Source organism: Candidatus Hydrogenedentota bacterium (genome assembly GCA_019637335.1).
In the GTDB taxonomy this organism is placed as follows: domain Bacteria; phylum Hydrogenedentota; class Hydrogenedentia; order Hydrogenedentales; family JAEUWI01; genus JAEUWI01.
On sequence record JAHBVV010000052.1, the window covers coordinates 1 to 11,449 of the forward strand.

At 63.3% G+C, this 11,449-nt stretch carries 8 protein-coding genes; 3 read left to right on the plus strand and 5 right to left on the minus strand.

Going from position 1 to position 11,449, the window contains the following annotated elements:
- Positions 1–155 precede the first annotated feature (155 nt).
- The 4 genes from KF886_26760 to pepF form a co-directional block, all read right to left on the minus strand.
- Positions 156–899 (minus strand): hypothetical protein, encoded by a 744-nt coding sequence (locus KF886_26760; GenBank protein ID MBX3180962.1) that lies wholly within the window; start codon positions 897–899, stop codon positions 156–158.
- Positions 900–919: 20 nt separating this feature from the next.
- Positions 920–2,011, minus strand: coding sequence for a hypothetical protein (locus KF886_26765; protein MBX3180963.1), 1,092 nt, complete (start codon positions 2,009–2,011; stop codon positions 920–922).
- An 87-nt stretch (positions 2,012–2,098) separates the two neighbouring features.
- A complete protein-coding gene (locus KF886_26770; protein ID MBX3180964.1) occupies positions 2,099–3,934 on the minus strand; it encodes a helicase-associated domain-containing protein in 1,836 nt (611 codons plus the stop codon).
- Positions 3,935–4,393: 459 nt separating this feature from the next.
- The gene (gene pepF, locus KF886_26775; GenBank protein MBX3180965.1) at positions 4,394–6,199 is read right to left on the minus strand and encodes an oligoendopeptidase F; all 1,806 of its coding nucleotides are present in this window, start codon (positions 6,197–6,199) and stop codon (positions 4,394–4,396) included.
- 462 nt (positions 6,200–6,661) lie between these two features.
- Here pepF and rfaE2 point away from each other — a divergent pair, with 462 nt between their 5' ends.
- From rfaE2 to KF886_26790, 3 genes are all read left to right on the plus strand, one after another.
- Positions 6,662–8,134 carry a D-glycero-beta-D-manno-heptose 1-phosphate adenylyltransferase gene (gene rfaE2 / locus KF886_26780; protein MBX3180966.1) on the plus strand — a complete coding sequence of 491 codons (1,473 nt, stop codon included), beginning with the start codon at positions 6,662–6,664 and terminating at the stop codon, positions 8,132–8,134.
- 197 nt (positions 8,135–8,331) lie between these two features.
- Entirely contained in the window at positions 8,332–8,739 is a 408-nt protein-coding gene (locus tag KF886_26785) for a GxxExxY protein (GenBank protein MBX3180967.1), read from the plus strand.
- A gap of 194 nt (positions 8,740–8,933) precedes the next feature.
- Positions 8,934–11,108 carry an ATP-dependent RecD-like DNA helicase gene (locus tag KF886_26790; GenBank protein ID MBX3180968.1) on the plus strand — a complete coding sequence of 725 codons (2,175 nt, stop codon included), beginning with the start codon at positions 8,934–8,936 and terminating at the stop codon, positions 11,106–11,108.
- Between the two features lie 69 nt (positions 11,109–11,177).
- On the opposite strand, the gene KF886_26795 is transcribed toward KF886_26790, so the two are convergent.
- The coding region (locus tag KF886_26795) for an ankyrin repeat domain-containing protein (GenBank protein MBX3180969.1) at positions 11,178–11,449 on the minus strand (272 nt) is incomplete at its 5' end.

Genomic DNA, 11,449 nt, shown 5'->3' on the forward strand with positions numbered 1-11,449 from the left:
CTGTGCCACTTTCTTTTCGAGGTGGTATTGGTAGGAGGGGGGGATTTTTTGGAGGCGGGCTCACTTTGCCGCGGACAGGAATGTCCGCGATCCCTGGTTGCGGTCCTTCGTTTAGGTTTCCGGATGCTTCCCTGGGAAGTACGCGCAGGTCCCGGTTAGAAATCGAGGTCGTCTCCGCGTTCGGGGGCCGAATTTCGGTAGTCGATGCAGATGAGCCAGGCCGCCGCGAAGATCAGGCAATCGAGGGGGACCAGGACCAGATTCACGAGGGCGTGGGCGGTGAGGGTCTTACGGAATTCTTCGCCCATGCTGGCGAAGAGCACATCGGCGAGTACGAGACTGAGGAAGCCGAGCAGGAATGTGATCATCGCGCGGCCGAGGAAATGCGACAGGGGCGCGAGGCGCTCGGGTATTTCGCGCCACACGAGGCGGCCGCCGTACATGATGCAGGCGGCGAAGGGCAGGGAGACGCATTGCCAGAAGATGCGGGGCAGGTCCATGGCGGCGACGGCGGCGGTGAGATCCTGATCGTAGAAACTCACCTGCATGCGGATAATGACGAAGTGAATAAGCGACACAATGAACCAGATGGAAAAGAATCGCTCGACGGCGTCGCGCGGTCCGCCGTATTTCCACATGGGGCGGTCGATTTCGGCGCCGATAACGGCAAAAGTGATCGCCTGCATGGCGGCGACGGCGGCGGCCAGCGCGATTTCCAGCGCCAGGGTGGAGAGGACATACCAGCCCGGCTTCGGGGTGATCTCCTCGGGTAGGCGCGCCTCGAGCAGGTCATAGCCGAAGCGGTAGATGGAAACGGCCACGACGACGCCCACGACGAAGGTCGCGACCGCGCGCCAGTTTCGGGCGAGACTTTTTTCCGCTTCAGCGATCAGGTTCATACGGTACTTCCACGATCTCTCTATCCGGCGAATTCGTCGCGCGGTCGTTGTTTTTGTTTGAGGAACACGTACCGCGTAATGATTTCGCGGGATTCCTCGGAGAGCGCGACAAAGCGCCCCCGGAGGAGGGATCGCCCGCCGGGCAGGTGTTGCGCGCCGACGGGGCGCACGAATACCACGAGGTGCTCCTCGTTCGGGGGCAAATCGAGGGACAGGCGCAGCAGCACCTGCGCCGGCACGGGCTGCTCGAACACGATCGCCACGCCGCCGCCGCTGAGGCTGGTCAGCTTCCCGCGCACGTGGGTAACCGCCTGGCGGTGTTCCAACCCGGTATAATCCTCGTCCACCGGCGCGCTGATCACCGCGGCGTGCACCGGCTGTTCGAATCGAATCCGGAAGTGGGCGCGCGCCTGGATCCGCTTCAGGTCCCGGATGTGCGCCACGGCCCAGGCCGGCCCCTCGACGACCGCGTGCAGGGGCGCGTCGAATACATAGCGCGCGTCCTCGTCGCGCCAGAAGCGGAACTTGAGCATCTCCCCCGGCGCATAGTCCGGCAGCGTCTCGCCGCGGGACGGGGCCAGGCGCAGGAAGGCCTCGTCGAGATCCGCCACGGCGCAGGACAGCCATTGCGGATCGTGTCCCGTGGCGCGCGCGGCCCAGATGACCTGGCCCTCGCGCAGCTCGCGGGTGGAGTGGATGCGCTGGCCAATCGGCACGTAGTCGAGCCCGAGCTGCATGCGAATATGGTGCAATTGCGCGCCGCGCGCCGCCAGCTCGCCGGGGGGCGCGGTGGCCCGTAGCGCGGCGATGTACTGGGCGATGCATTCGTCAAACGCTGTGCGCGCGGTAACCGCGCGGTAGGGGGCGCCGGGGGCATACTGCCGGACAATGGCCTGAAGCAGCGCCCAGTCCTCGCCGGGAAGCTCGCGATCCTCGGCAAGTTCCTGAACAGCGCGCCACTCCGCGTCGAGGCGCAGGCCCCGCTCCCGCCGCCGGCGGTGCAGCTCCAGCGCAACGGCCCCTGCGAAGAGACCGCAAAGCAGCAGCATCGCGATGGTAAGCGTGCGCTCGTCGGCCATTGGCCAGACATAGAAGGGCGGTGTTTCGGGCAACGGAGGGCATCCTTCACTGGCGTCATCGCGGGAGAACTGGCGTGATTGTGTCAAAGCGGAGCGCGGGAATACAAGGCCCAGTCGGGATCACTCGACGATGAAGCCCTCTTTTTCGAGCGCGCGCACGAGTTCGTCGCGGTCGATGCCGCCGTACGACACCGTGTGGCGCCCATCGAGATGCCGGAGGTATTTCTCGAACTTGCGCCGGTGAACGAGGTCGGCCATGACCAGCGGATCGTCGGATTCGATCACGTGGATAGTTTTCAGGCGGACCTGCTTCATGGCGCCGCGCCAATCCTCCAGCGTGGTCATCACGTTGGCCGGCAGGCTGCCGCCGCGGTTGTGCGCGAGGAGGAATTCGACGAAGGCCCCGGCGTCGTGCCCTTCCTGGACGGCCTGGGTGAAGGACTCCCGGCTCACATTGTATACGGTGGCCTGCCCGGTGCTGCCGCGCTCTGAAAACTGGTCGAGCGGCACGGTCAGCAGCGGATCCATGTCCTCCGCGGGGACAACAATATCGAAATTGGGCTGCACGACGAATTCGCCCTTGCGGCGGGGAAAGCGGGCCGCCAGGGATTCCGGAATCGCCGATCGGAGGAGCGCATCGCCCACATCCGAGAGGCGGAATACCCGCTCGCCATCCTTCGTTCCGCGATCGACGAACCCGAGCCAGAAGAAGGTCTCCTCCAGCGCGCGCGCCAGCCGGCTTCGCGCCTGCTCCGACGCGTTCGGATTCACGTACTTCCATTGGCCGTTCAACTGGCGCAGCACGAGCTGTTCTTCCTCTTCCTTCCATTGCATCACGGTGGAAACGAAGTCGTCCATGGCGTACCAGGCGCCCGGCTTGACCTCGTCGAGGAATTCACGCAGCAGTGCGCGCGCGGTGACATCGTCCCCTTTTTCGAGTAGCCAGTCGCACAGGCGCTGGTGGCGGCGCACGCGGTCGAGGCCGATAAGGGACTCCAGCTCGCCCGCGCGCAGGGTGTTGTCCACTCGAACGAGCCACCCGGCGCCTTCGGCGACCCAGAGGCAGGTATTGAGGGAGGGTTCAATGTCTTCGGGGCAGATGGCGGCCAGACGGCGCCGGTCCTCGCGAAACAGCTCCCCGTCGCTCCGCAGCCGGACGGGCCGCGCGGCCACGGCGGCCACGAGCCGGCAAATGGTGTCCGAGAATTGCAGTTCGCGCGATTCGATACTGTCGGGTTTGCCGCGCAGGGGCTTCAGGCGCGAGCGATCGGGCGAAGCGCTTCCGGCGGCGGTGCGAAAGGGCCGGAGCTCCTTGAGTAGACCAGCCACGCGCACGAGCCGGTCTTCGGTGTCGAAGCGGAACATCTCGAAAAGGGCGAAGCCTTCGAAGAGTTCGGTGAGCCCCTGTTCGATTTCGTATTCGGAGCCGCCGTGGCTCGCCTGGATCTGGGAGACCGGCAGTACCCCATCCTTCGACTGCCAGACGATGTCAAACAACTCGCGCGCCACTTCGGAGAAATCCCCGGCGCCGACGTAGGTCAGGAGCGCCTCCGGCGTGCCGTAGTACCGCTGGATGATCTCATCGACGGCCATCCGCTTCGTGCACGGTTCATCGAAGCCGATCTGCTCTTCGAGGCGGCGGAAATCATTGGGCGAGTAGCTTTTCACCCGTTCGACCAGCGAGGGGATGTCGCCCCGGCACTCAAGGCCCTCGGCGATCCGCTTGACCATCCCGTGCCCCTCCGCCACCACCTTCACTTTGGTCAGGTCGGAGAAAAACAGGCGGTCATGCACGTCGAGCAGGTATTCGACTTCTTCCGGGGGGATTTCGAGCTTTTTCGCCAGGAACCGGACGGTGAGCCCGGAGCGGGTGTTGCCCGCAAGCTCCGTGGCGATGCGGTAGGCCTGCATGCTCATGCCTTCCAGAGAAGCCATCAGGCTCGCGCCACGTCGCATACGTCTACGTTCTCCTTCCAGGACCGTTTGCCCCGCCCAGGCCACATAAAGGGTGTCATTATAGCCTATGCCGGCGAAGCTGACAAGGCATGGTCGTAGATTTTCCGGGGCAATCGCATTTAAACTTCCTGTCCGAGCCGACCGCTATACGAACCACCTGAAATGTAAAAAAGGGCGCGTGTTGGAGCGCGGGCATTTCGCCTGAGGCGAATCCCGGACCTTGCCGGCAGAGATGCCGGCGCTCCAACACGCTCACTTTCATTGATTCAAGGCTCCAAATCGACTCAAGTTTACGCCCAAAGACCGTAATCGGGTTTAAATGCGATTGCCCTGCGCAGATTCTCGGGGGGGCCACCGGGTCTCAAAAAAAAAGCGCGCACCCACACGCGCTCGCGGCCTTGCCGTAACGCGTGTGGGCGGCGCCGTGTTCCGTGCGCGGTCCGGGACCGGGGGCTCCCGTTAGACGAGTGCTTCCAGCTCGTCCACGAGGTAGGCGAATCGCGCCATGGCCGCGTCGACCGGCGCCGGGGTGGTCAGGTCGACGCCGGCGTCCTTGAGCAAGTCGAGCGGGAATTTCGACCCGCCGCTCTGCAGGAAGCTCAAATAGCGATCGCGCTCCTTCGCGCCGCCGCTGGCGACCGTTTCCGAAAGCGCGATGGCGGCGGAGAGGCCGGTGGCGTACTTGTAGACGTAGAAGGCGTTGTAGAAGTGCGGGATGCGGAGGCATTCAAGCTCGAGGGCTTCGTCGATGACGAAATCGGGGCCGAAGTAGGTCTCGAGCAGGCCGCGGTACTGCGCGCGCAGCACGTCCAATGTCAGCGGCTGGCCGGCTTCGGCGATCGCGTGGATGATGCGCTCGAACTCGGCGAACATGGTCTGGCGGATGATGGTGCCCCGTATCTCGTCGATTTCCTTGTTGATCAAGCGTGCTTTCTCCGTTTTGGTGCGGGCCTGGCGGAAGAGATGCTTGCCGAGCAACTGCTCATTGAAGGTCGACGCGACCTCCGCCACGAAAATCGTGTAATGGCTGTACTGGTAGGGCTGGTGCTTTGCGCTGTAGTGCGTGTGCATGGAGTGCCCGGCTTCGTGCGCCAGGGTGTACATGCTGTCGAGCACATCGTCCTTGTAGTTCATCATGATGTAGGGCGGCGTGCCGTAGGCGCCGTAGGAGAAGGCTCCGCTGCGCTTGCCCTGGTTCTCGTAGCGGTCCACCCAGCGCCCGTCCAGGAGGCCCTTGCGCATGATGTTCACGTAGCCGTCGCCGAGGGGCGCCAGGGCGTCGCAAATGGTGCTTACGGCCTCGTCATAAGGGATGTTCACCTTCGGCGTCCGGACGATGGGGGCGTAGGTGTCGTAGGTGTGCAGCGCCTTGAGCTTCAGGGCCCGCTTGCGCAGGGCGAGGTAGCGGTAGACGGTGTCCAGGTTTTTGTGTACGGTCTCGATGAGGTTGTCGTACACGGCCAGCGGGACATTGTCCGAGAACAGGGCGGATTCCACGACGGAGGGATGGTTGCGGACTTTCGACTGGTAGACATCCTGGAGCACGCTGGAACTCAGCGTGGCGGCGAGGGTATGGCCGTGGGCCGCGTATTCCTGGTAGAACCTGGTGAAGGCTTCCTTGCGCACGGCGCGCTTCGGCGATTCGAGCAGGCTCCGGAAGGAACTCTGCGAAAGCTCCACCTCGGCGCCGGTTTCGTCCACGACGGTTCCGAAGGTAAGGTCGGCGTCGTTCAGCTGCTCGAAGATGTTGGAGGCGGAACCAGCGACCTCGCCCTGCATGGCGAGGAGGCGCTCTTCCTTTTCGGAGAGGATGTGGGGCCGGTATCGGACGAGTTTCCGCAACTGGAAGCGGAACTCGGCCAGCTGCGGGGCCTTCATGAATTCGTTCATCTTCTGCTTCGGGATGGCCTGCATTTCGGGCGCGATGAAACTCGCGGCCTCGCCGGCCAGCGTCGCCACGTGCATATAGCGGGCGACCATGCCCTGGTAGGTGCTGTTGGCCACGTCCTCGGTGCTCTTGAGGTAGGCGTATACCCCCACCCGCTCGGCGAGCTTGCCAAACTCCGCCTCGAAGTCAAGGCAGGCCCGGATCTGCTTCGCCGATTTTCCCAGCTTGCCGCGGAATGTCGCGAAGGTGGGAATCATCTTTTCCAACTTCTTGTGGGCTTTTTCCCAGGCCGCGTCCGACTTAAAGATCTTGGTGAGATCCCAGGCATCCTCGGTCTTCACGGCGTCGCGCGCCGGTATGCTCTTCTTCTTGCTCATTGAGATTCCTCTGCCCGGGCCAAAGCGCCGCCCGGGGTGACTGGTGCAGGGGGTTGATTGCCGCGATTGCGCGGGGGACAGTATAGAGGGGCGGACTGGGGGATTTAAAACCGGAGTAATACTTTAGCCATCTGAAGTAAGGCGTTCGCCGATACGAGATTCCTTACCTACACTGGATGTATTCGTCATTCCCGCGAAGGCGGGAATCCAGACGGTTTGCGAGGTTAACGTTGCATGGTCTCTGGATCCCCACTTTCGTGGGGATGACGGTGTTCGATCACCGAGAGCCACCACCATTGGGTGCGACAAGGGTGACTACCTCAGACGGCTAAAGAATTACAAATCGGAGAAAAACGGCGCCGGCGGGGCCGGGGAGCGCTTTATTGGCTTTGCCTTCATGCGCTACAATGCGCTTCGCTGTTGCAATCCCCCCCTTCCAACCACAGGACGTTACTACACGCAATGGAACAGACCGACTACCGGGCGCTGATGGCCCGCTTTGACAAGATCCGCGTTTTGGCCGTGGGCGACATCTATCTGGACGAGAACGTTTCCGGGAAAGTCACCGAGGTGAGCCTGGAAGCGCCGATTCCGGTGTATGAAGTGCACCAGCGCAAGTACAATCCGGGCGCGGCGGGGAACGCGGCCTGCAACACCGCCTCGCTGGGCGGGCAGGTCATGATGCTGGGCGTGATTGGCGACGACGTGAATGCGGGCATCGTGAAGCGCGAGTTTGAGGCCCGAAACGTGGATACGTCGCACATCGTGGTGGATCCGGCGCGCGCAACCAGCACCTACGGCAAGCTGCGCGCGGGCGGCCACAATATCCCGACGCAGGAAGTGCTGCGCACGGACACGCCCAAGCCGACGCTGCTTACGGGCGACGTGGAAGCCCAGGTGGTGGCGAAGGTTTACGAGCTGGCGCCGCACGTGGACGCGATCCTGCTGGGCGATCAGGCGGTCTCGACGATCACGGACAAGGTCCTTGCGGCCATTGTGGAATGCGCACAGAAACACAACCTGGTCACCGTGGCGGATTCGCGCGCGCGCGCGGGATTCTTCCACGGCATCGATATTGTGGTGCCCAACGACGCGGAGGCGGGGCGCGCGGCGGGGATTGAGGTGGTGGACGAGGCGACGCTGATGCAGGCCGGCAAGTTCCTGCTGAATTCGGCGAAGAACGCCTTTGTCACGCGCGGGCCGCACGGCATCGAGATCTTCGCGCAGGACGGCACGGTGGAGAATGTGCCGATCCGGCCCGTGAAAGCCGTGGATGTGACCGGCGCGGGCGATACGGTTGCGGCGATGGTTGTGCTGGCGCGGACGGCGGGGGCCTCCCTGCGCGACGCCGCGTTTCTGGGTAACATCGCCGCCGGCGTGGCGGTGGAACAGGAGGGCGTGGTCACCGTCAGCCGCGCGGAGGTGGAAGAGGCGCTCTACGGGGCGGGTGGCCCGGCGAAGCTGAAAACCCCGGAGCAGCTCAAGCCCGTGCTCGAAAAACTCCGCCGGGAAGGAAAGAAGGTTGTCTGGACAAACGGGTGTTTCGACATCCTTCACGTGGGGCACATTACCTACCTTATCGCGGCGCGGCTGCAGGGCGACGTACTCGTCGTCGGTCTGAACACGGACAAGTCCGTACAGGAGAACAAGGGGCCGGGACGGCCGGTGGTGAACGAACGGGACCGCGCGACGGTCCTGGCGGCGCTGGAGTGCGTGGATTACGTCGTGCTCTTCGACGGCAAGACGCCGATGCCACTGCTGGAGGCGTTGAGGCCGGATGTATACGCGAAGGGCGGCGACTACACGCTTGAGACCATCGTCCAGGAGGAGCGCCGTCTGGTGGAGGGCTACGGCGGCGCGATCGCGATCATCCCCGGGGTCGACGGCCACAGCACCACGAGCATCATCGACCGGATCACGGAGGAGCAGCGGTAGGCGTGAATCAGGAGAACTTGAACCGCGAATGAACGCGAATAGACGCGAATTTTTTTGGAAAGCCGACGCAAGCCGAATTAGAATCGAGGCGACTGTATTGGTATAGTTTAAGATATATAAATTGATAATCTCTTCGACGAGATACATCAAGCCGGGCGGACTCGACGTGTAGCTGAAGTGCACGCAGGGGCAAATTGATGGATCGACAGCGAAACTATATCGCACAGGTAGAGGGCGAGCTTGTTTACAAGATACTTGGCGCCGCGTACTCGGTTATCAACGCGGTGGGACATGGATTTCGCGAGAAAACGTATGAGCGGGGTCTCTGTGTTGAGTTCCAACACCTGGGCATACCATTCTCGCAGCAACAAGTATATCCGGTCTATTATCGAGGCATAAAGATCGATGAGTTTATTCCCGATCTGGAAGTTGCCGGCAAAGTAATACTCGAGACTAAAGTCGTAGACTGCATCAACGACGATCACGTCGGTCAGACGTTGAATTACTTGAAGATAACCGGCATGGAAGTGGGACTTATCCTGAATTTCCGACATCCAAGACTACAACATCGCAAGATTGTGTACCAACCCGAACGCCCGAGGTAGTGGAAACGGCATGCGCACTCATGATTCCGTCGGATAGAAGTCTTAATTAGCGTTCATTCGTGTTCATTCGCGGTTCTAATTCCTATTCTAATATCATTGAGTGAGCACTAACGGTTCGGCCCGCAGACCATTTAATCCACTCGTTCGTTCGATAAGCTCCGGACCAGCATCCTGTCTGGCGTGAAAGGCCCCCCATGCTCCCCAACTCTCCCGAGACGACGCAGGGCGAACTTGCGCCGCCGGTCCGGCTGGAGGGGGTGGTGAAGCGGATTGTGTTCGAGAGTGCGGAGACGGGTTTCGTGGTGGGGCGCCTGGAAGTCCCGGGGGAATGGGAGCTGGTCACCTTCGTGGGCAATCTGCTGGCGGTCTCCGAGGGCGAGACCATCCGGCTGACGGGCCAGTGGGTGGAGGACAAGAAATTCGGGCGGCAACTTCGGGTGGAGACCTTCGAGACGGTGGTCCCCACAACGGTGGCGGGTATCGAGAAATACCTGGGATCCGGCCTGATCGAGGGCATCGGCCCCACCTACGCGAAGCGCCTGGTGGAGGCCTTCGGCGTGGAGACGCTCCGGGTGATCGAGCAGGAGCCGGAGCGCCTCCGGAAGGTTCCGGGCATCGGCAAGAAGCGCGCGGCGCAGATCCGCGAGAGCTGGGCGTCGCAGCGGGCGGTGCAGTCCATCATGATCTTCCTGCAGGGGCACGGGATCACGCCGGCGCAGGCGGTGAAGATCTACCAGGCCTACGGCGACGGCGCGATGGCCATTCTCCGGAACAACCCGTACCGCCTGGCGGAGGATATCGCGGGGATTTCGTTCAAGGGCGCGGACAAAATCGCCGCGGAACTGGGCATTGCGAAGGATTCCGAGGCCCGGCTGGAGGCGGGCGTGGCGCATGCGCTGCAACAGGCCACGCTGGGGGGCCATCTGTTCCTGCCGGCGGGCGAGCTGGTGGAAGAGGCGGTGGCGCTGCTGGACATCGCGCGCGAGCAAGTGGCCGCGGCGCTGGATCGCGCGGCCCTGGCGGGGCGCATCGTGCGTGATGGCGAGGCCTGCTACCCGCCGAAGCTCCACGAAGCGGAGACGGGCGCGGCGGACTACCTCAAGCGCCTGATCAGCACGCCGTCGGAAAGCATTGAAATCCTGAACATGGAAAACGCCCTGAAGTGGGTGCAGAAGAAGCTCCAGATCGCGCTGGCCCCGGAGCAGCAGGAGGCGATCCGGACCGGGCTCCAGTCGAAGGTGATGGTGATTACGGGCGGCCCGGGCACGGGCAAGACGACGGTGATCAACAGTCTCCTCGCCATTCTCGATCGCAAGAACGTCTCGTATGCGCTGGCGGCGCCGACGGGGCGCGCGGCGAAGCGCCTGGAGGAGGCCACGGACCGCGAGGCGCAGACCATCCACCGCCTGCTGGAGTTCAGCCCGAAGTTCGGCGGGTTCACCCGCTGCGAGACGGATCCGCTCCTGTGCGACCTGGTGGTGGTCGATGAGGCGTCGATGATCGACATGCAGCTCATGTTCTCGCTCGTGAAGGCGATTCCCCCCTTCGGGCGGCTGATCCTCGTGGGCGATATTGACCAGCTGCCGTCGGTCGGCGCGGGCAACGTGCTGATGGACATCATCGCGAGCCAGACGGCCCCGGTGGTCCGCCTGGAGACGATCTTCCGGCAGTCGGAACAGAGCGGCATCGTCGTGAACGCGCACCGCATCAATACCGGCGAGATCCCGATCTTCAACACCGAGGATTTCTTCCTCATCGATCGGCCGGACCCGGCGCGCGCGCTGGAGACCATCGTCGAGATTGTTACGGAGCGCCTCCCCAAGAAGTTCAACCTGGACCCGATTCACGACATCCAGGTATTGAGCCCGATGCGGCGCGGGGACACGGGCACGGTGCGCATCAACGAGGCCCTGCAGGCGGCGATGAACCCCGAAGGAGCCCCGATCGCCCGCCGCGACCTCCGCCAGGGCGACAAGGTGATGCAGCTGCGCAACAACTACGAGCTGGACGTCTACAACGGCGATGTGGGCGTGATCGCGCGGGCCGACGAGGAGGCGAAGGAGGTCGAGGTGGCCTACGACGGCCAGCGGCGCGTGCTCTACCGCTTCGACGAGCTGGACGACCTGGGGCTCGCCTACGCGATGACCGTGCACAAGTCGCAGGGCAGCGAATACCCCGCCGTGGTGATCCCCATGCTCGGCCAGCACTACATGATGCTGCAGCGCAACGTGCTGTACACGGGCATCACACGGGGCAAGCGGCTCGTGGTGCTCGTGGGCGAGGAAAAGGCTATCGCGATGGCGGTCCGCAACAGCCGGATCTCCCGCCGCAACACGCGGCTGGCGGAGCGGATGCGCAACCGGCGCTGAGGCGGAGCATCGGATCGATGTGCGCTGTTCCTCAAGAAGGACGCGGCCACGCCGTCCGAAGGCGCGGGCTCACTGGGTCGCGCCAAGTTGCTGGAGCGCTTGCGCGACTTCCTCCTGGCCGAGTTCCTGCGCGTACTTCAACGGGGTCCTGCCCGACGTGTCCGTAATTTCGATAAATGCGCCCTGCTGCGCCATCAGCACAACGATATCGACGTTTCCGCCCTTTACGGCGGCGTGCAGCGGCGTCATGCCCTGGTGGTTGATCAGGTCATGGTCCCAGTCACCCGCCGCGATGAAGTATTGCACGGCTTCCAGGTCGCCGGCGGCGGCGGCCTGATATA

Excerpts from the sequence above, each read along its gene's own strand:
- KF886_26760 (MBX3180962.1), bottom strand. The coding sequence starts at position 899 with ATGAACCTGATCGCTGAAGCGGAAAAAAGTCTCGCCCGAAACTGGCGC.
- KF886_26770 (MBX3180964.1), bottom strand. The coding sequence starts at position 3,934 with ATGCGACGTGGCGCGAGCCTGATGGCTTCTCTGGAAGGCATGAGCATG.
- pepF (MBX3180965.1), bottom strand. The coding sequence starts at position 6,199 with ATGAGCAAGAAGAAGAGCATACCGGCGCGCGACGCCGTGAAGACCGAG.
- rfaE2 (MBX3180966.1), top strand. The coding sequence starts at position 6,662 with ATGGAACAGACCGACTACCGGGCGCTGATGGCCCGCTTTGACAAGATC.
- KF886_26785 (MBX3180967.1), top strand. The coding sequence starts at position 8,332 with ATGGATCGACAGCGAAACTATATCGCACAGGTAGAGGGCGAGCTTGTT.
- KF886_26790 (MBX3180968.1), top strand. The coding sequence starts at position 8,934 with ATGCTCCCCAACTCTCCCGAGACGACGCAGGGCGAACTTGCGCCGCCG.